At 45.5% G+C, this 20,048-nt stretch carries 16 protein-coding genes; 2 read left to right on the top strand and 14 right to left on the bottom strand.

The features are described from left to right. Positions 1 to 277: 277 nt before the first annotated feature. From pfkB to FYJ57_RS11460, 4 genes are all read right to left on the bottom strand, one after another. Positions 278 to 1,195: a 1-phosphofructokinase gene (pfkB, locus tag FYJ57_RS11475; RefSeq protein ID WP_154432750.1), complete on the bottom strand. Its 918-nt coding sequence runs from the start codon at positions 1,193 to 1,195 to the stop codon at positions 278 to 280. 195 nt (positions 1,196 to 1,390) lie between these two features. Beyond that, the gene (locus FYJ57_RS11470) at positions 1,391 to 2,551 is read right to left on the bottom strand and encodes an RNA-guided endonuclease InsQ/TnpB family protein (RefSeq protein ID WP_154432749.1); all 1,161 of its coding nucleotides are present in this window, start codon (positions 2,549 to 2,551) and stop codon (positions 1,391 to 1,393) included. Beyond that, positions 2,484 to 3,137: an IS607 family transposase gene (locus tag FYJ57_RS11465; protein ID WP_215636986.1), complete on the bottom strand. Its 654-nt coding sequence runs from the start codon at positions 3,135 to 3,137 to the stop codon at positions 2,484 to 2,486. The genes FYJ57_RS11470 and FYJ57_RS11465 overlap by 68 nt, the downstream gene beginning before the upstream one ends. Positions 3,138 to 3,381: 244 nt before the next feature. Next, entirely contained in the window at positions 3,382 to 5,529 is a 2,148-nt protein-coding gene (locus FYJ57_RS11460) for a Tex family protein (protein ID WP_154432747.1), read from the bottom strand. A gap of 262 nt (positions 5,530 to 5,791) precedes the next feature. Here FYJ57_RS11460 and FYJ57_RS11455 point away from each other — a divergent pair, with 262 nt between their 5' ends. Beyond that, on the top strand, positions 5,792 to 6,154 hold the full coding sequence (locus FYJ57_RS11455) for a hypothetical protein (protein ID WP_154432746.1): 363 nt from the start codon (positions 5,792 to 5,794) through the stop codon (positions 6,152 to 6,154). Positions 6,155 to 6,178: 24 nt separating this feature from the next. Next, entirely contained in the window at positions 6,179 to 6,934 is a 756-nt protein-coding gene (locus tag FYJ57_RS11450; RefSeq protein WP_154432745.1) for a DUF975 family protein, read from the top strand. A gap of 374 nt (positions 6,935 to 7,308) precedes the next feature. Here FYJ57_RS11450 and FYJ57_RS11445 read toward each other — a convergent pair whose 3' ends face one another. The 10 genes from FYJ57_RS11445 to hisA all read right to left on the bottom strand — a co-directional run bounded on the left by FYJ57_RS11445 (position 7,309) and on the right by hisA (position 19,786). Continuing rightward, positions 7,309 to 8,523: an aspartate kinase gene (locus tag FYJ57_RS11445; protein ID WP_117525981.1), complete on the bottom strand. Its 1,215-nt coding sequence runs from the start codon at positions 8,521 to 8,523 to the stop codon at positions 7,309 to 7,311. Between the two features lie 334 nt (positions 8,524 to 8,857). After that, positions 8,858 to 10,075, bottom strand: coding sequence for a homoserine dehydrogenase (locus FYJ57_RS11440; protein WP_022171285.1), 1,218 nt, complete (start codon positions 10,073 to 10,075; stop codon positions 8,858 to 8,860). A 6-nt stretch (positions 10,076 to 10,081) separates the two neighbouring features. Next, complete coding sequence (locus FYJ57_RS11435; RefSeq protein ID WP_022171284.1) at positions 10,082 to 10,525, bottom strand: ACT domain-containing protein; 444 nt, start codon at positions 10,523 to 10,525, stop codon at positions 10,082 to 10,084. Positions 10,526 to 10,676: 151 nt separating this feature from the next. Continuing rightward, complete coding sequence (locus tag FYJ57_RS11430) at positions 10,677 to 11,495, bottom strand: TPM domain-containing protein (RefSeq protein WP_154432744.1); 819 nt, start codon at positions 11,493 to 11,495, stop codon at positions 10,677 to 10,679. Beyond that, positions 11,492 to 12,550 carry a TFIIB-type zinc ribbon-containing protein gene (locus FYJ57_RS11425; protein WP_154432743.1) on the bottom strand — a complete coding sequence of 353 codons (1,059 nt, stop codon included), beginning with the start codon at positions 12,548 to 12,550 and terminating at the stop codon, positions 11,492 to 11,494. Before FYJ57_RS11425 ends, FYJ57_RS11430 begins: the two co-directional genes overlap by 4 nt. 69 nt (positions 12,551 to 12,619) lie before the next feature. Next, positions 12,620 to 13,813, bottom strand: a complete 1,194-nt coding sequence (locus FYJ57_RS11420) for an SPFH domain-containing protein (RefSeq protein WP_154432742.1) — start codon at positions 13,811 to 13,813, stop codon at positions 12,620 to 12,622. 67 nt (positions 13,814 to 13,880) lie between these two features. Continuing rightward, positions 13,881 to 15,023, bottom strand: a complete 1,143-nt coding sequence (prfB, locus tag FYJ57_RS11415) for a peptide chain release factor 2 (protein WP_022171280.1) — start codon at positions 15,021 to 15,023, stop codon at positions 13,881 to 13,883. Positions 15,024 to 15,104: 81 nt separating this feature from the next. Then, positions 15,105 to 17,672 carry a preprotein translocase subunit SecA gene (gene secA, locus FYJ57_RS11410; RefSeq protein ID WP_154432741.1) on the bottom strand — a complete coding sequence of 856 codons (2,568 nt, stop codon included), beginning with the start codon at positions 17,670 to 17,672 and terminating at the stop codon, positions 15,105 to 15,107. A 560-nt stretch (positions 17,673 to 18,232) separates the two neighbouring features. Continuing rightward, complete coding sequence (gene hpf / locus FYJ57_RS11405; protein WP_022172625.1) at positions 18,233 to 18,760, bottom strand: ribosome hibernation-promoting factor, HPF/YfiA family; 528 nt, start codon at positions 18,758 to 18,760, stop codon at positions 18,233 to 18,235. Positions 18,761 to 18,988: 228 nt separating this feature from the next. Then, entirely contained in the window at positions 18,989 to 19,786 is a 798-nt protein-coding gene (gene hisA / locus FYJ57_RS11400; protein WP_118634495.1) for a phosphoribosylformimino-5-aminoimidazole carboxamide ribotide isomerase, read from the bottom strand. Positions 19,787 to 20,048: the final 262 nt, after the last annotated feature.

Raw genomic sequence — 20,048 nt, 5'->3', positions numbered from 1 at the left:
ATGTAATGACACGGCAATGTCTTTCAAGACGAATCAGTTCCATTGAACATCTTCAAAGAGAACTATCCGTTTGGGAAAACGAACGCAACAGTAATGAAGATGGCGTAAACTGGCAATTTAAAACAAATGATGCGCGTATAAAGCTCACATCTTTGTATCCTAAGTTGTAATTAGGATACAAAGATTAGTTTAAATATCAACGTGTCATTACACTAGTACATCGTTTTCAAAATAACTGTATTATTCACGAAACGATGTACTAGTGACTTCCTTTTTGTTACCGTACTTCTGAAGTTACCTGTCTGTACACATCTTCCACCTGTTCACGACCGGCCAGATATTCGGAAAATGCACTGGCGCTGCCGGTTGCAATTCCCATATGGAAAGCCTCACGGTAATCCTGACGTTTCAGCCATCCGGTCAGGAATCCGGCCACCATAGAATCTCCGGCTCCCACACCATTGACCAGTTTTCCTTTCGGTGCCGGTGCCAGGTAGACCTTTCCGTCAGCTGCAGCCAGAACCGCTCCTTCTCCTGCCATAGATACCAGAACGTTGGTGGCTCCCATCTCCTGCATCTTCTTCGCATAAGGAATCACAGATTCTCTGTCCTTTAATTCCACACCGAAGATTTCTCCCAGTTCGTGATTGTTCGGTTTTACCAGGAATGGATGATATTCCAGTACGTTCACCAGCAGATTCCCCGTGGCATCCACTGCGATCAGTATTCCTTTTCCATCCAGACGTTTCAGGATATTTCTGTAAATATCATCCGGCATCGATGTCGGGATGCTTCCTGCCAGTACCAGAACATCGCCTTCCTGTAACTGATCCAGCATCTCAAATAACTGCTGTGTCTTTTCCTTGCTGATCGCCGGTCCCTGTCCGTTGATCTCTGTTCCTTCAATGTTCTGCAACTTCAGGTTGATCCGGGAAATCCCTTCGTCCACCGGAATGAATCTTGCGTTCACTCCGATCTCTTCCACCTGTCTTTGAATCTCATCTCCGGTAAATCCTGCCACAAATCCCAGTGCGGTATTTTCCAGTCCCAGATTCTTCAATACGATAGAAACGTTGATTCCCTTTCCTCCCGGAAGCATCATTTCTGTGGCTGTCCGGTTGGTCATACCCAGCTGAAAGTTATTGACGGAAACGATGTAGTCCAGTGACGGATTAAACGTTACTGTATAAATCATGTTCTTCCCTGCCACTCAAAATGTGTTCAAATATACTCAAACACATCGAGAAATTAAAGTCCTTGCGGATACTTCTTACTGCTTCGATGTGTATGCTTTGGCGATTGTAAACAATACGCTACTCACAAGTTCGTGTACACTCCACAGTCGTAAATTCCTGCGATAGCCCGCAGTACATACTTACGTTTGCGTTTATTATGCAACTTCGTAAGTTAAAGCATCTCTTAGATTAAGAGCAGCATTGAAATCCCTATCCTCGACATAGCCACAATTACAACGGTATATTCTATCTGAAAGCTTCAAATCTTTCTTGATAGCACCACAGCAATGACATATTTTAGATGATGGATACCATCTGTCTACGACTCTTAATTCAATACCGTTTTCATCACATTTTGCTTTAAGCTTGGTTCTAAATTCATAAAACTTCTGTGACGCAACAGCTTTTGAAAGATGTCTGTTCTTCATCATTCCTGATACATTCAAATTTTCAATAGTTATATAAGATGGTTTGGTTTTCACTATCTCGGCTATTGATTTATTGATATAATCAGTACGAATATTATCTATTTTATGATGAAGTCTTTGTACTTTGAGCTTTTGCTTTTGTATATTCTTTTGAGTGGACTCTCCTTTCTTTAAGTTCTCATATTTTCGTGAGAGGCATCTTTGTTCTCTACGCAGTTTCTTTTCCAATTTTTTAATTCTTGCTGACTTATTGATATTTTTATAAGTTTTACCATTGGAAACAATCGCCAAGTCTTTTAAGCCCAAGTCAATTCCTATTCCACCATTGCTATTATTGGCAATCTTAGCGTCGGGAATTTCTACAAGAACTGACACATAGTATCTGCCTGCTTTGATGGATACTGTACCGCTTTTGATTTTCCATCCGTCTTTAGTTGTTGGTATATAACCTTTTTCTTTAATGCGTACCCAACCTAAAGTGGGTATGTTCAACCTATGTCTCTCACATCTACAGTCTTTAGTATTGTTCTTTACGAAATACATTTTTACATCAGATTTACCTTTCTTTTTGAAATTAGGAAAAGCACTTTGATGTTTAAAAAATCTTGTAAATGCAGTACATCCATCTTCAATAGACTTTTTTACAGCTTTTGAATATGCTTCTTTAATCCATATTTTATCAGGATTATTAGGAATATACTCATTATTAAGCCATACACTGAAACTCTTGCCAGTCATAAACTTTTCACCGTTATCGTGTAAAGTTTTGTTGTGATCGAGATAGAAGTTGTAGACATACCTACAAGTGCCAATAGTCTTGTTAATCTTGATTTTTTGCTCGACCGTCGGATTTATTTCCGTCTTGAAGCTCTTTAGCAATTTCCGCATCCCTTTCTATCTGTTTTTTATACTTACGAAGTCCATACAGCCTGCAAGAGAACACATGGAGTATTGAAACAATATCCTGTACGAGTTCTTCCTGTGGTGATAGTTCTTCATTATTCACTACCACTATGTTTGTATTAAACTTCATACAGAATTTTTCAAACCAATCGTAACCAAATCTGATAAATCTGTCTTTATGAGTTACTATTATGGTTTTTATTTTCTGTTCCATTACTTCATTTAATAATTCATTCCACTTTTTACGATTGTAATTAAGACCACTTCCATAATCCTCAATACACTGATCTATAATAATACCTTTAGCATCACAAAACTGTCGCAAAAATGCAACTTGATTCTGTAAATCATCTTTTTGATTTCTTGTAGACACTCTGGCATAAATAACTACCTGACGTTTATCATTTTCAATATTTATGCCTTTGAATTGAAGGTACTGGGCATAAGTATAATAACGCCTATCAGTTGGAGTTCGATTTGCCTTTAAAGTTCCTTCTCTGTCCCAGCGTTGCAATGTCTTAACAGACACACCTAACAGTTCAGCAAAATCTTTTGGCTTATAATTTGTGATATTTGATGTATTCATAATAATTTACTCCTTTGAGTATATTTAAACACATTTAATCACATTTGACAATATATTCAATTACTTATTTTTTCCTCCTGCTTTTCTCAGTTCTTTTCTATGTATGTATTATATAATCATATTCATTCAAATCCAAACAAAAAAGATGCCCGCTGTGGATTCTCTTCCACAGTTAGCATCTTTTATTTTTCTTATCTTATACTCGCTTTTGCGATTTTATCACCTTCGTCTACCGAATTCCACGCATGGACAGACCGATCCGTTTTTTGTTCAGATCCACGCTGATGACTTTTACATCCACAACATCTCCTACGCTGACAACTTCCAGCGGATGTTTGATATATTTGTCACTGATCTGGGAAATGTGTACCAGACCATCCTGGTGTACGCCGATATCTACAAATGCACCAAAATCGATCACATTTCTTACAGTTCCTTTTAAGATCATACCTTCTTTCAGATCTTTCATATCCAGTACATCGGAGCGAAGGATCGGTTTTGGCATATCTTCACGGGGGTCACGTCCCGGACGGCCGAGTTCTTTGATGATATCATGAAGGGTGATCTCGCCGATTCCCAGTTCTTCTGCCAGTTTCTTGTAATCTTTGATATAGATGGCAGTCGGTCCGTCACCGAAGTACTGTTCTTTCGTAAATCCCTGTTTGGCAAAGAGTTTTTCCACTGCTTCGTAGCTTTCCGGATGTACACTGGTCGCATCCAGCGGATTCTTTCCGCCCTGGATACGCATGAAACCGGCACACTGTTCAAAGGCTTTCGGCCCCAGTTTTGCCACTTTTAACAGTTCTCTTCGGTCGGTGAAACGGCCGTTTTCCTCACGGTAAGCCACGATATTTTTTGCAATCGCTTTGCTGATACCGGAAATATACTCAAGCAGAGACGCGGAAGCGGTATTCAGATCCACGCCGACTTTATTGACACAGTCTTCTACCACACCGTTCAGCGCTTCGCCCAGTTTCTTCTGGTTCATATCGTGCTGATACTGTCCGACACCGATGGCTTTCGGGTCAATCTTTACCAGTTCTGCCAGCGGATCCTGCAGACGTCTGGCGATGGAAGCGGCACTTCTTTGTCCCACATCGAAGTTCGGGAACTCTTCGGTCGCCAGTTTACTTGCAGAATATACAGATGCTCCTGCCTCGTTGGTGATCACATACTGTACCTTTGTCGGTACTTCTTTTAACATATCCACGATTACCTGCTCAGATTCCCGGCATGCAGTACCATTTCCTACAGAGATCAGATCGATATGATACTTTTCAATCATTTTCTTAACTGTTTCTTTGGCTGCTTTGATCTTGGCTTCTGTGGTCGGTGCGGTCGGATATACAACCGTTGTATCGAGCACTTTACCGGTCTCGTCAACAACTGCCAGCTTACAGCCGGTGCGGAATGCAGGATCCCATCCGAGAACAACTTTTCCCACGATTGGCGGCTGCATCAGCAGCTGTTCCAGGTTCTTTCCGAACACTTTAATAGAACCGTCTTCGGCTTTCTCTGTCAGATCGTTTCGAATCTCCCGCTCGATGGCCGGTGCGATCAGACGTTTATAGCTGTCCTCCACAACGGCTTCCAGAATCGGGGTGGTATTCGGATTGTCGGTACGGATCACCTGCCGTTTTAACCAGGAGAGTATCTCTTCTTCCGGTGCATTGATCTTGACAGTCAGAATCTTTTCTTTTTCCCCTCGGTTCAGTGCCAGTACACGGTGTCCTGCCAGTTTGGAAATCGGCTCCTCAAAATCATAATACATTTCATATACAGATTTCTCGTTTTCTTTCTTGGCACTCGATACGACAGAACCGGATTTTACAGTCAGGTTACGGATCCGGATACGGTAGTCTGCTTCATCGGCAACAGACTCTGCCAGAATGTCCGATGCACCTGCGATCGCTTCTTTTACATTTTTTACTTCTTTTTCCTCGGATACATAACTTTCCGCTTCCTCTTCGATGGACTTGTCTGTCATCTGAAGCAGGATCAGATTCGCCAGCGGTTCCAGACCTTTTTCTTTGGCGATCGTTGCTCTGGTTCTTCTCTTCGGACGATACGGGCGGTACAGATCTTCTACGACTACCAATGTCTGCGCTTCCAGAATCGATTTTTTCAGTTCTTCCGTCAATTTGCCCTGTTCTTCGATGCTTGAGAGTACCTGTTTTTTCTTATCTTCGAGGTTTCTCAGATACAGCAGTCTCTCATGCAGGTTACGCAGCACCTCATCGTTCAGGGAACCGGTTGCTTCTTTTCTATATCGGGAAATAAAAGGAATCGTGTTTCCCTCATCTATCAGTTTGACAGCGGCTTCCACCTGCCACTTTTCCACCTGTAATTCCTGTGTTAATGCCTGAATAATATCCATGTATAGTCTCCTTTTGTAACTGCCCACTACTTCACAGTTACGTTTTTCTTTCATTGTGTCCTGTACTACCTTACCAAAAGGCAGGTTTCCTTGTCAATGCCGATTTTTCCTGTGCCCCTGCGATCACTGCTATATTCCGTCAAATTCTGATTTTCCTGCTTTCGACTGCAGTACTTCTGTGGTATACTGAAAGATAACTGAAAAATTGAAACAAATCTGTTTTTCATAAATATTACCTATTTTAAAACAGGAGGTTATCATCATGTACAACGATCAACAGCCAAATCCCGGCTCCTGGCAGGAGGAGGAACAGCGGATGACTCCGCCGCCGAAACGTGGAAATGCTTTCAGTTCCGCTTCCATGACCGCCGGAACGCTTTCCCTGTTCTTTCTGGTCAGCGGACTTTCTTTTCCGGTAGGGGCACTCGGTATTTTATTTGCTCTCCTTTCCCGCAAAGGAGATAAGATGGATTCCCAGGCAAGACTGGGATGTATTCTTTCCAGTATCGGTCTTTGCCTTGGTATCGCCATCTTTATTTATGCAGCAGTCACCGTCTATCAGAATTTCCCGGAATTCATCCAGCAGTATCAGCAGTTTTATGAGATGTACCAGGGCGGTATGTGATTGTTTATGGAGGGTATTTAACTTATGAATATTTCATCAAAGGAACTGAAAAAAATGACCCGAAACCAGCTTTCGGGAAAATACGGAACATTTATCGGGATCAATGTGCTCTATATCCTGATCACACTGGTCGCTTCTAATCTGATGGACCTGGTGCTTGGAACCTCATCCATCCTGAACCCGCTGACTGCTACTTCAGCCACCGTAGAAACTCTTGGCATCAGCCATACTGTGGTTTATTATCTGTCGACCTTTATTCTCTCGCTGATCCTGTCGGTACTGAATATCGGTCTGTTAAAGACCGCTCTTGATACCGCCAGAGGCTATGACATCCGCTTTCAGGATCTTTTCTTCGGTTTCAAACACCATCCGGACCGTGCGATCCTGGCGCAGGGTGTGATCCTTCTTCTGACCTACCTGTGTATCCTCCCGGGAAGCACACTTTGTATCTGCGGCTACCGTCAGAAGTCCGTAACTCTTCTCCTTGCCGGCGCCGCTGTCCTGTGCGTGGGGCTTGTGATCTACCTGATCCTCTCCCTGATGTTCAGTCAGACCATGTTCTTCCTGACAGACTACATCGACATCGAAGCCATACAGGCACTCAAAGAAAGTGTGCGGATCATGAGAGGAAAGAAGGGAAAACTCTTTTATCTACAGCTTAGCTTCATCGGAATCTACCTGCTGGGCGCAATCGCATGCGGGATCGGACTTTTGTGGGTGATCCCTTATATGCAGGTTACGATGGCAAACTTCTACCGGAAGATCACCGGGGAGGTATAATCGTTCCCCGGACGCAAGAAGGCGGGTATCCATTACCTCTAAGTAAAAAAATCGCATGTTTTTTACATTCTATTCTCTCTTCTGATTTTCCCAAAATATACTACCAAAGACAGCAACTTTCACCACATTAGTTCCTGCCAAAACCAGTGGCGAGCCCCGGAGGGATCCAGGGTGAGACAACACTTTGTGGGCGCTTAGGGCAAGCTTTGAAATCCGACACTTACGGAGACTTTCGCTTGGGTCAGCTGACCCAAGTGAATATAGTCGTAGTTAGTGGCTAGTTCAAAGTTGCCCTGCCCACGTTGTCTCACCCTGGATCCCTCCGGGGCTCGCCACGTCCTCTTTAGCAACAAACCTATATCAAACTAATTATTTTACGCCTCAGCCAGCCCAAACGCATCATGCACCGCATTCATCGCCCGAACCGCATCCTCACTGTTCACCAGTACCGTGATCCGGATCTCGGAGGTCGCGATCATATTGATATTCACGTTCTCATTATACAGGCACTCAAACATCTTCGCAGCCACACCCGGGTTGGACATCATGCCCGCACCTACGATTGACAGCTTTGCAACCTCACAGTTATAGTCCACTCTCTCAAACCCAAGCACTTCCTGATACTCTTCGAGCAGTTCAATCGCCTCTTTCAGATTATCATGGGCAACCGTAAAGGAAATATCCTTCGTTCCCTCACGTCCCACAGACTGGATGATAATATCCACATTAATATTCTTCTTTGCCAGTGTATTAAATAATTTAAACGCACTACCCGGTGCATCCTTGATTCCGATTACGGAGATACGGTCTGCATCTTTGTCCAGGGCAACGCCGCTGATCAACATTCTTTCCATTTTCTTTACAACCTCCTTGACAACAGTACCTTCAGATTCATTCAGACTGGAACGTACCACCAGCGGTACGCCGTATTTTTTCGCCATCTCCACCGATCGGTTATGTAACACACCTGCTCCGAGAGTCGCCAGATCCAGCATCTCATCATAGGTGATCGCATTTAACTTTCTCGCTGTCGGCACCAGTCTCGGGTCAGCGGTGTAGACACCATCTACGTCCGTATAGATCTCGCAGGCATCCGCATGAAGCGCTGCTGCCAGAGCTACTGCCGTCGTGTCGGAACCACCCCTTCCAAGGGTTGTGTAATCGTTGTACTTGTTGATCCCCTGGAAACCTGTGACGATCACGATCTTACGGTCATCAAGCTCCCGGCGGATCCGCTCGGTATCGATCTTTTTAAGTCTTGCATTGCTGTAATTGCTTGTCGTGTGCATGGCTACCTGGAATGCATTCAGGGAAATGGCACGTACACCCAGTGCATCCATCGCCATGGCCATCAGAGACACCGACATCTGTTCCCCGATGGTAAACAGCATGTCCATCTCTCTCTTAGATGGATTTGGATTAATTTCTTTTGCTTTGGCAATCAGCTCGTCCGTGTATTTTCCCATGGCAGATAAAACCACTACCACATCGTTTCCGTTCTGATAATCACGGATGCATCGCTTTGCCACATTGAAAATGCGTTCTTTGTCCGCCACCGAAGTGCCGCCGAACTTTTTCACGATTAACATGTTTCTCCTCCTGTGTTTCTACGCAAACAGAAGCGGATCAGCCTGCTGTGGCGTAATCCGCTTCCTGCCTCTGCTGTATTTCCATTCGTGATACCCCCGTTTTCAGGCGCTCTCACATGGATATGCACTAAATGATAAACCCTTTTTTTCCATGCGTCAACCGCTTCCACAACGATTGTTTTCAAAGTTTTTATCCATTCTTTCCTGCACGGTCACATGTTTTTTCCACACGAATTTTCCCTGAAATCTTTGACTCGTTGTCCGCGTAAAAAATGACATGCCCGCAGTCCTTTTTCAGAACTGCACAGACATGTCATTTTCTCATTTTTCTTTCTTAGAAGCGAACCCGGATCATGCCGATAATGTTATCGAACTGTGCTGCTTTCGCTCTGTATTCTTCCTCTTTCATCTTAGAGGTAATAAATCCAAATTCTTTACCAACCTCTGCGACAACCTTCGCATCGATGGTTCCGAACACTTCTTCCACTTTTGCAAGGCTCTCTGTGTAGCTGCCTTTCATGCGGACGAAGAATCTGCTCTCTACCTGACTAACATCGATCATTTCCAGTTTCTCACTGCTCCATCCCGTCATGATAAAACGGTTCAGGTGTTTGGCTGCATCTACCACATCAGCTACAACCGCGCTGGCTGTCGGCAGTTTTCCTGCGCCGCTTCCGTAGAACATCGCATCCCCCAGCATATTGCCATGGATCACGATCGCATTAAATACATCGTTGACGCTGAACAGCGGGCTGTCACCGTTGATCATAACCGGGCATACCATCGCATAGTACTTGTCCCCGATCCGCTTGCTGCTGGCCAGAAGCTTGATGGTTGCGCCAAATGCCTTTGCATAACGGATATCCGCGGAAGTGATCTTCGTGATTCCCTCGGTATAGATCTCCTCAAAATCCACATGATGACCGTATGCCAGAGAAGAAAGAATCGCGATCTTTCTGCAGGCATCCCAGCCCTCGATATCAGCTGCCGGGTTGCGCTCCGCATAGCCGAGTTCCTGTGCATTCTTCAGCACATCCTCAAACTCGGAACCATCGCTTGTCATCTTGCTTAAAATATAGTTTGTTGTTCCGTTTAAGATACCGCTGATCTCGTCGACCTCATCTGCGGTCAGAGAACAGTTCAGCGGCCGGATGATCGGAATACCGCCACCGCAGCTTGCTTCAAATAAGAAGTTGCAGTTTTTCTCCTTTGCGATCCGGATCAGTTCCACACCGTGTTTCGCAACCAGTTCTTTATTGGAAGTACATACGGATTTGCCGCTCTCCAGCGCTCTCTTAACGAATGTGTACGCCGGATTGGTTCCGCCCATTACTTCCACTACGATCTTGATCTCCGGATCGTTGGCGATCACTTCGTAATCATGAACAATCTTTTCCTGTACCGGATCTCCCGGGAAATCTCTCAGGTCAAGTACATACTTGATGTTGATCTCTTCTCCTGCTTTTTTATTGATGCTTTCCTGGTTCCGGTTGATCACTTCCACCACACCGGATCCCACTGTGCCGTAGCCTAATACTGCAATCTGTATCATCTGTTTTTACTCCCTGCCTAATATTTTCAAATAATGTACACCTGTCTGCTGTTCCATCTGGCCGATCATATCTTCCGCGTCTCCGGCTTCCGGCAAAATCTCCACACTCAGCGTCAGCGTTGCGATTCCGTTAATTGGAATACTCTGATGAATGGTCAGGATATTTCCTCGAAATTCAGCAACGGTGCGCAGAATATCCGAAAGTATCCCCGGTTTATCATCCATCTGCAAAATAAAGGTAACTGTTCTTCCTTTTGCCTGATCATGAAAAGGAAAAATATCGTCTTTGTATTTGTAAAAAGAACTGCGGCTGATGCCTACCTGCTCGGTTGCCTCCTGCACCGTGGTTGCCCGCTCGGAATCCAGAATCCTCTTGGCTTCAACCACTTTTAAGAGTACCTCCGGCACTGCTTTCTCTCTTACCACATAATATTTTGTCTTTTTTTCCATGTCTTCTCTTTCTTTCCTGTGGCTCTGCATGTTCGTATCAGAAACACATTTGTAGTCACCCAAAAGATATTACCATACATTGTCATCCGGTGCAAGAATTTTTTCACAAATGAAACAAAACATCTTTAGCAAGTCTGAATCGTATAAAATATTACAGGCTCCGACCGCCACCACCGTGTGAGGTGCCACTGCCGGAAGTATGTACGGAACTCTGTCCGCCGCCACCTCCGCCACCTCCGGACGGTGGTTCCCGCGGGATTCTCCGCTGTGTAATGCTTCGATGGCGGAACTGATCATCCCTTCTCGTAAAATGCACCTTTGCCCGGCTCTCATACGGATACCGATACGTTTTTCTTTTTAACCGGTAAGATCCCAGAACAGCCGCTGCAAATCCTCCACCGCACAAAAGTGCGATCACAGCCGCTCCGATTGCTTCATAGACCGTAATACTGCGGTATCTTGATATCTTTCCCGTCTCTGTATCATAATTATACTGATCCGAAGGAATGCCGTCTTCCAGATAGCTCTCTGTCTCATTCAGCATCTCCAGAATACCATCTGCATAATTCTTTGCTTTCAGACTATCGTATCCGGCATCGATCACCACATCAATTCTCTCATCCGTCAGATACCGGATCATCTTTCCCGCCGTGGAGATCCACACCGAACCGTTGTCCAGGTCGATCAGATACAGGGCTCCGTCCTCCGCATATCCGTTATAGTCATAGTAATCATCCGCATACTCCTCGGAGGTCTTGCCTTCCGCATCTTCTGTCGTCACTACCACAAAATCCATGTTCCAGTCTGTCGTAAGTTCCACGATTCGATCGGTAAGTTCCTGTTCTTCCTCCTGTGAAAAAAGTCCTGCCTGATCGTCTACCGTGGTTTTATCCGCCCACACAGCCACCGGGACCAGCAACAACAGCAGAAGCATCAACAGAAGGTATCCCGTCTTTTTTCTCATTCTCATAACAACAATCCTCCTGCCAGTCCTAAAAGAAATACCACACCGGTGATCAATGTCGATACCAGACTCAGTTTCTTATAATCCACCGGAAGTTCTCCACACACCTTGCCGTTTTGTCCGTTAATGGTATAATAATAGATTTTTCCGTTTTTGCCCTTGTAGGTCATCACCCACACAGGAACCAGCGCATAACGCCACCGCTCCTGTCGGTTGCCCACCTGCTGATGAACCGGTCGTACCGTCGTGTAACCGCGCATATCATTTTCGAGTACTCTTTTTGCATATTGTTCCGTATCCCGTGCGATCTCCGCTCCGAACGCTTCTTTTTCAAGATCCCGGCGCTCCGCCTGAAAACCGGAGAGATAACCCATAGAAAATTGTTTTGCCGCCTTCCGGTCATACGGCTGCACACCTTCTACTAACTTCCGATTGGCTTTTTGCAGGGCGATCTTCGGCATATCGTCAAATTCCACATTTCCTTCCCGGTACACCCGGTAGAACTGTGTTTCCGTATATTCCGTATCACCGGTTCTCCAGGTGCGGACTTTGGTGGCTTCCGCCTCCATTGCGGCATCTCCCCGCCAGTCCACCATCCAGTATGGAAAGTACACACCGCTCATTTTTTCAATCTGTTTTGCGCTGAAGAATCCACGGGGAACAAATTTCTTCTTTTTCATATTCTGTAAAAAGATTTCCTCCGCTTTTTTCCGGTCTATCGCAAAGGGAATGATCTCCTGGGGCAGATACTCTCCGGAAACTCTTTCCGATAATACCACCGGGCTCTGACAATAATAACATTCTGTGGCCGCTGTTGTCGGATCTGTCACAATCTCGGCTCCACAGTTCGGGCACACATACACTGCCGCTTCTTCCTGTTCCTGCCCTTTTGCAGAATCAGCCGCCTCAGATTCCTGAGACGGCTGTTTTCCTTTCTGCATCGTATCGATCTGTTCCTGAGAAAACTCAGAATTACAATAAGGACAGGAGTAGTTTTGAGTATTTGGATCAAATACCAGTTCGCCCCCGCAATTGGGGCATTTGAAACTGACTACCTCCATGATTTTCTCCTCATCTTTCTGTACGGATATACTTTCTTTATCTTTTCTGCATCTCTTTCTGCAAAAGTCTTATGGTCTTGATTTTCCACATTCACTGCAGAACTTTCCTGTATTCTTCTGTCCGCAGCTGCAGATCCATGCTCCGGTCTGGCGGGGACGTCCACACTCACTGCAGAACTTTCCTGTATTCTTCTGTCCACAGCTGCAGATCCAGATATCCGGCTCATTCTGTGCATGATGTGCTGTCGCTGCCTCCTGCTGCATCTGCTGGTTCCGGATCATCTGCTGCTGATTGGCTGCTGACATGGAAGCTGCCATATTGCCGCCCATCTGTGCGCCCATCTGCATTCCCATGAAGCCCATGGTACTGCCGTTTGCATTGCTTCCTGCGGCTTCCATCCCTCTTGCAAAAGCTCCCTGCATATAACCTTCCCGAATGGACGGATCCTGGAGCATAGCTCCCTGATTTCTCATATTCAGAAGTTCCTGAGATTTGTCATCATAGGACAGGCTCGCGATAGCTACCGCCTGGATCTCCATACCTCTGGTCTGTTTCCAGTCTTCATCCAGTGTTTCCGCCATATATTTTGACAGTTCCCGGCTCTTTGACTGCACATAGGAGATCCGCATACCATCTGCTGACATCTGATTGATGGAAGACTGCAGTGCATCCAGAAATTCATACAGATACTGTTCGTTGATATCTGTGATCTCTACCTGATCTTTATTTTTCGGAATGGCTTCCACATAGAACTTGATCGGATCCGTGATTCGGATCGAATAAGTTCCGTGGGCTCTCAAAAATAATTCTGCATTATAAAAATTATCAAAATAGCTGATGGGGTTTCTGGTTCCGAAACGAATTCCTTTAATCTCCTGCAGGTTCAGATACAGCACTTTCTGTGAAGTGGGTGCTGTACCGCCAAAACGAAACCGGTCAAAAGAATTCTTCACCACATCGTCCAGGCTTCCACTGAACATGGATGGCATAGAAGAATTATCCACGGTAAAATATCCCGGTTCCGCACTGTAATCCACGATCCGTCCGCCGTCTAACAGCATCATGAACTGTCCCTCATATACATGAATCACTGATCCGTTAGAGATGCTGTCTTTTCCACCCTTTCGGTTCGCTCCTTTTCCGGTGCGGATACCTGCAGTCAGTACTGTCTGATCTCCCATATTTTCCGGCTCTATGACTTCCAGCCACTGATCAGCGAGTGTTCCGCCAATCGTCTGTCTGATAGCTCTGATAATACCCATACGCCATTCTCCTTTTTTGTGTACTCCCATCTTTCCGTTTTCTCAACAGTCATGGAAAGTGGAATCGTTATTCCATTTCTTCGGTTGCGTTCTCCGGCTGTTTTCCGCCAAGGGCAATCCACTTGAGATAGCCGTTGATAAACGGATCCAGATTACCATCCAGAATGCTGTCCACATTACCACTCTCCACGCCGGTTCTGTGATCTTTCACCATCGTATACGGCTGCAGTACATAAGAACGAATCTGATTTCCCCAGCCAATCTCTGTCACTTCGCCACGGATGCCGGAGAGTTTTTCCATATTTTCCTGCTGTTTTAACAGATATAGTTTGGCTTTCAGCATCTGCATAGCCTTGTCTTTATTCTGAAACTGAGAACGTTCATTCTGACACTGTACCACGATTCCGGTTGGAATATGTGTAATACGGATGGCAGAAGAGGTCTTGTTGATATGCTGACCACCGGCACCGCTGGATCGATACGTATCGATACGCAGATCATCTTCCTTAATATCCACATCCAGATCTTCATCAATATCCGGCATAACATCGCAGGATACAAACGAAGTCTGTCTCTTTCCTGCCGCATTAAACGGTGAGATGCGTACCAGACGATGTACCCCTTTTTCTGATTTCAGGTAGCCGTAGGCATTTTCTCCGTGTACCTCAAATGTTACAGATTTGATGCCTGCCTCATCGCCGTCCAGATAATCCAGAACTTCCAGGGTAAATCCTTTCTTTTCCGCCCATCTGGTGTACATACGGTAGAGCATTCCTGCCCAGTCACAGGACTCGGTTCCGCCGGCTCCGGCATTCAGCTTGATGATGGCATCTTTTTTATCGTATTCTCCGGATAACAGGGTTTTCATACGAATATTTTCAAAATCTGCCTCAAACTGATCCAGAATCTCCTGAATCTCCGGGATGACCGAAGCATCGTCTTCTTCATATCCCATCTCGATCAGAGTCTCCATATCGTCTCTCTGGCTTTCCAGATTTTCATAAATCTCCTTATCATCTTTCAGGCTTTTGAGTTCTTTCATCATTTCCTGGGAGCGTTCCGGATTATCCCAGAAATCCGGCTCTTCCATCTTTCTTTCCAGCTCTTCAATCCGCTTTTCCTTATTGGCCAGGTCAAGGGAATCCCTCACTTCCACTAAAGGTTTCGCATAGGAATTCAATATTGCTTTAAACTGATCTAATTCTACCAAAGGGGGCACCCTCTTTCTTCATACAATTTTTATATTCAGCAGCCGTTTTCCCTCTGCCGTATCGGTTCTGCACGCTTCCTTCTATACAGGCTTACGTCCACAGCACTGTTTGTATTTCTTACCGCTTCCGCATGGACACGGATCATTCGGGTATACTTTCTGCTGGGCACGGCGAACCGGACCTTTGACTTCTTCATCTTTGTTGGTTCCGGTTACTTCCGCTACCTGCTCACGTTCTACTTTCTGCTCGATTCTAACATGATACAACAGGCGAACAGTATCCTGCTGGATGCCTGCGATCATCTCGTCAAACATCTCGAATGCACTCATCTTGTACTCAACCTTCGGATCCCTCTGTCCGTAAGCCTGCAGGCCGATACCCTGACGCAACTGTTCCATATCATCGATATGATCCATCCATTTTCTGTCAATGACCTTCAGAAGTACCACACGTTCCAGTTCACGGATCTGCTCCGGCTCTGCAAACTCAGCTTCTTTTACTTCGTACAGTTTAATAGCTTCTTCTTTCAGGTTCTGTTTTAACTGATTCTTACGGATCTCTTTGACATCCTCTTTGGTGATTGTCTTCACCGGAATGATCGGCTGCAGAATCGTATTCAGTTCGATCAGATCCCATTCATCAGAATCCACCTCGTCACTGATACACATATCTACCGTATTTTCCACGGTATCGGTGATCATCTTACAGATTGCATCACGCATATTGTCTCCGTCGAGTACGCGACGTCTCTCTTTATAAATGATCTCTCTCTGTTCGTTGTTTACCTGGTCATACTCAAGCAGATTTTTACGGATACCGTAGTTATTACTTTCAATCTTCCTCTGTGCTTTCTCAATAGCGCTGGAAAGCATCTTATGCTCGATCTGTTCGTTTTCCGCAACACCGAGACTGCTGAATACGGACATCAGTTTTTCAGAACCGAACAGACGCATCAGATCATCTTCCAGTGAAATATAAAAGCGGGATTCTCCCGGATCTCCCTGACGACCGGAACGGCCACGCAACTGATTATCGATACGGCGGGACTCATGACGCTCCGTACCGATGATCTTCAGACCACCGGCTGCTCTCGCTTCCTCGTCCAGTTTGATATCGGTACCACGACCTGCCATATTGGTCGCGATGGTAACTGCACCTGCCACACCGGCCTGTGCAACGATCTCAGCTTCCAGCTCATGGAACTTCGCATTCAGTACCTGATGTGCGATTCCCTCTCTCCGAAGCATGTTGCTCAGCAGTTCGGAGGTCTCGATCGTGATCGTACCTACCAGTACCGGCTGATTCTTCGCATGTGCTTTTTTGATCTCTTCCACGACCGCACGGAATTTTTCTTTCTTGGTCATATATACCGCGTCATCCAGGTCGACACGCTGAACCGGACGGTTTGTCGGAATCTCGATAACGTCCATACCATAGATCTCACGGAACTCCTGTTCCTCTGTCAGAGCCGTACCGGTCATACCTGCTTTTTTCGCATATTTGTTAAAGAAGTTCTGGAATGTAATGGTGGCCAGTGTTTTGCTCTCACGGCGTACCTTTACATGCTCTTTCGCCTCAATCGCCTGATGCAGACCGTCGGAATATCTTCTTCCCGGCATGATACGTCCGGTAAATTCATCAACGATCAGTACCTGATCGTCCTTTACGACATAATCCTGGTCACGGAACATCAGGTTATGGGCACGCAGTGCAAGGATTATATTGTGCTGGATCTCCAGATTCTCCGGATCTGCCAGGTTTTCAATATGGAAGAACTTCTCTACTTTCTTCACACCTTCCTCGGTCAGGTTTACTACTTTATCTTTTTCATTGACGATAAAATCACCGGTCTCGATAATTTCCTCGCCCATGATAGCTGTCATCTTGGTCATCTCACCACTGGCTTCACCACGCTGCAGCTGTCTTGCCAGAATATCACAGACTTCATACAGCTTGGTGGACTTTCCGCTCTGTCCGGAAATGATCAGAGGCGTTCTCGCCTCATCGATCAATACAGAGTCAACCTCATCGATGATTGCATAATGCAACTCTCTTTGTACCAGCTGCTCTTTATAAATAACCATGTTGTCTCGCAGATAGTCAAAACCATCCTCATTATTGGTAACATACGTAATATCACATGCATACTGTTCCCGTCTCTCGTCATTTTTCATAGAGTTCAGGATCACACCGACTTTCAGTCCCAGAAACTCATGGACTTTACCCATCCACTCCGCATCTCGTTTGGCCAGGTAATCGTTGACGGTTACGATATGCACGCCTTTACCTTCCAGCGCGTTCAGATAAGCCGGACAGGTAGAAACCAAAGTCTTACCTTCACCTGTTCTCATCTCCGCGATACGTCCCTGATGCAGAATAATACCACCGATCAGCTGTACCCGGTAATGCTCCATATTCAGCACACGCTTGGAAGCCTCACGCACCGTAGCGAATGCCTCCGGAAGCAGATCATCCAGCGTCTCTCCCTCTGCCAGTCTCTCCTTGAACTTTCTGGTCTGATCCTTCAGCTCCTCGTCCGTCATCGCCTGCATAGTCGGCCGCAGCTCCTCAATCTTATCCACCAATGGCATAATTCTTTTCAACTCTCTGGAACTGTGCGTTCCAAAGATCTTTTCAGATAATTTCATCAATCTACTCCTATAAAATACAATTTATTTTTTTGGTAACTGTTCAACACCTTCACAGTTACATTTCTTGTTACTATTTTCACTCTCCATAAAATTTCCCGGTGCATCCACCCTGGCCTCTTTCCAGTCTAATGCACCATGCTATATTCTAACACTTTACCGAAGAATGCACAAGTAAATTGTGCATCCTCACCCCGCATCCCTCACTCACATATCCCCTGTGGGCAAATTTCCCAAATATCTCCCAAATATCGCACCTATTCCACTTACCTTCCCTTTCCGGGTCAGTTTTTTCCACCGTCAGCCCGTGGGAGTTGGATCGTGGGGCAGAGGCATTTTGCGGACGCTTAGGGTAAGCTTTGAAATCCGACGCTTACGGAGACTTTCGCGAGGGTCCGCTGACCCTCGTGAACTGTAGTCGGAGTTAGCGGCTAGTTCAAAGTTGCCCTGTCCGCTGCCTCCGCCCCACGATCCAACTCCCACGGGCGTCCGTCTTAACCCAACCCAAAAAGAGAGAGCCACCACCCAGTGACTCTCTCCCGTTTACGCTCTCAACAATTTTAACACTCCGGCTCAATCAACCCGTAAGTGTTCCCCTTTCTCTTATAAACCACATTCACCTCATCTGTCTCCGCATTCCGGAACACATAAAAATTATGTCCCAGCAATTCCATCTGCACGCATGCATCTTCCGGATACATCGGTTTAATACCAAACTTCTTGGTACGAATGATATTAACCTCTTCGTCCTCCAGGAACTCATCCTCCACAAACTCTTTCTGGAAGTTTCCTCCTGCCTGCTGCTGATTAACAATCTTGGTTTTATATTTGCGAAGCTGACGCTCAATAACTTCTTCCACCAGATCAATGGATACGTACATATCACTGCTCACCTGTTCGGAACGAATGATGTTTCCTTTTACCGGAATAGTAACTTCAATCTTCTGTCTGTCTTTTTCCACACTCAAGGTTACATGAATCTCTGTCTCCGGAGTAAAATACCGTTCCAGCTTGCCAAGCTTTTCCTGTACGGCTGATTTCAGTCCCTCTGTAATGTCAATATTTCTTCCAATGATAATAAATTTCATGCTGTCCAACCCCTTCGCACTTTATTTTACAAGTAACTGTTTCTGCTTTCACAGTTACGGAGTCAGAATCGATAAATACCACGGTCAGCGATCCTTTCCGGCTCCCTTGTAAGTGTTTTTATTATACCAATAATGCTTGAATTTTGCAACTATTTCGTGAAAATTCATATTTTTTACACATCTTTTTCTGTCAAATCCGGGGGCAATTTTCCAACTGTTCAGAATCTGTTATTTTTCGAAATAATTTTCACTCTTCTGACAAATATCCAGTACATCCTCCCACTTCATACTGCCACCGAAAAGATCCAGTGCGCTTCCCACTGTTACGTCCACACGATTTTTTCCCGCCATACGCAACGTCTCCAGATCCTGAAAACTGCCTACGCCGCCTGCATAGGTCACCGGGAGCTGATGATTCTTTGCCAGGAGCTTCACCAACTCCACTTCTATCCCGGAAGCCTTTCCCTCCACATCCACCGCATGAACCAGAAATTCATCACAGTGGGAAGAAAATTCTTCAATCGTCTGTTCCGATACGGGTACCTGTGTAAATTTCTGCCAGCGGTCTGTCACGATATAATATTGTCCGTCTTTTTTCCGACAGCTCAGATCCAGAACCAGATGTTTCCTTCCTACTGCACGCTCCAGTTTTTCCAGATTCTCCCAGTTGATCACTCCATTCTTAAATACATAAGAAGTAACGATCACATGACTGGCACCGGCATCCAGAAAGCTCTCTGCATTGTCCTCCCGGATCCCGCCACCGATCTGCATCCCACCCGGATAGGCTTTCAATGCTTCTACCGCCTGCTGTCTTGTGGCTTCATAATATGGAGAAGTTGCAGGATTTAACAGAATAATATGCCCTCCCCGAATCCCCCGGGACTGATAGAGCCGTGCAAAAAAGGGAGCATCCTGCTCAGCTACATAGTTTTCCTGAGCCTGATCTCCCTGATCCTGCAGGCTGCCGCCTACAATCTGTTTTACTTTTCCGTTGTGAATATCGATACATGGACGAAATCTCATAATCTTCCCCTCTCTTCTCCTGTTCTCTTTGTATGCTGTCACGTTGTAACGTGGTAAATTTCTATTATCATATCATGTTTCCATATACACGGCAACATGTCATCTCAACATCTCATCTTAAAATGTTATCGTTACTATTCACTCCGTTCTCAGTAACACGCTTCGCGATGCACAGAATTTATGCTGATCGCATAAATTCGCGCGATATGTCTCGGGTTTTCTGTGACCTCCGCTCACAAAAAACACCTCGCGGGATATTACC

Source organism: Oliverpabstia intestinalis (assembly GCF_009696065.1).
Taxonomy (GTDB): domain Bacteria; phylum Bacillota; class Clostridia; order Lachnospirales; family Lachnospiraceae; genus Oliverpabstia; species Oliverpabstia intestinalis.
This window is presented reverse-complemented; position numbering and strand designations above follow the sequence as displayed.

Coding starts and splice junctions, on each gene's coding strand:
- pfkB (WP_154432750.1), bottom strand. CDS start 1,195: ATGATTTATACAGTAACGTTTAATCCGTCACTGGACTACATCGTTTCC.
- FYJ57_RS11470 (WP_154432749.1), bottom strand. CDS start 2,551: ATGCGGAAATTGCTAAAGAGCTTCAAGACGGAAATAAATCCGACGGTC.
- FYJ57_RS11460 (WP_154432747.1), bottom strand. CDS start 5,529: ATGGATATTATTCAGGCATTAACACAGGAATTACAGGTGGAAAAGTGG.
- FYJ57_RS11455 (WP_154432746.1), top strand. CDS start 5,792: ATGTACAACGATCAACAGCCAAATCCCGGCTCCTGGCAGGAGGAGGAA.
- FYJ57_RS11450 (WP_154432745.1), top strand. CDS start 6,179: ATGAATATTTCATCAAAGGAACTGAAAAAAATGACCCGAAACCAGCTT.
- FYJ57_RS11445 (WP_117525981.1), bottom strand. CDS start 8,523: ATGTTAATCGTGAAAAAGTTCGGCGGCACTTCGGTGGCGGACAAAGAA.
- FYJ57_RS11440 (WP_022171285.1), bottom strand. CDS start 10,075: ATGATACAGATTGCAGTATTAGGCTACGGCACAGTGGGATCCGGTGTG.
- FYJ57_RS11435 (WP_022171284.1), bottom strand. CDS start 10,525: ATGGAAAAAAAGACAAAATATTATGTGGTAAGAGAGAAAGCAGTGCCG.
- FYJ57_RS11430 (WP_154432744.1), bottom strand. CDS start 11,495: ATGAGAATGAGAAAAAAGACGGGATACCTTCTGTTGATGCTTCTGCTG.
- FYJ57_RS11425 (WP_154432743.1), bottom strand. CDS start 12,550: ATGGAGGTAGTCAGTTTCAAATGCCCCAATTGCGGGGGCGAACTGGTA.
- FYJ57_RS11420 (WP_154432742.1), bottom strand. CDS start 13,813: ATGGGTATTATCAGAGCTATCAGACAGACGATTGGCGGAACACTCGCT.
- secA (WP_154432741.1), bottom strand. CDS start 17,672: ATGAAATTATCTGAAAAGATCTTTGGAACGCACAGTTCCAGAGAGTTG.
- hpf (WP_022172625.1), bottom strand. CDS start 18,760: ATGAAATTTATTATCATTGGAAGAAATATTGACATTACAGAGGGACTG.
- hisA (WP_118634495.1), bottom strand. CDS start 19,786: ATGAGATTTCGTCCATGTATCGATATTCACAACGGAAAAGTAAAACAG.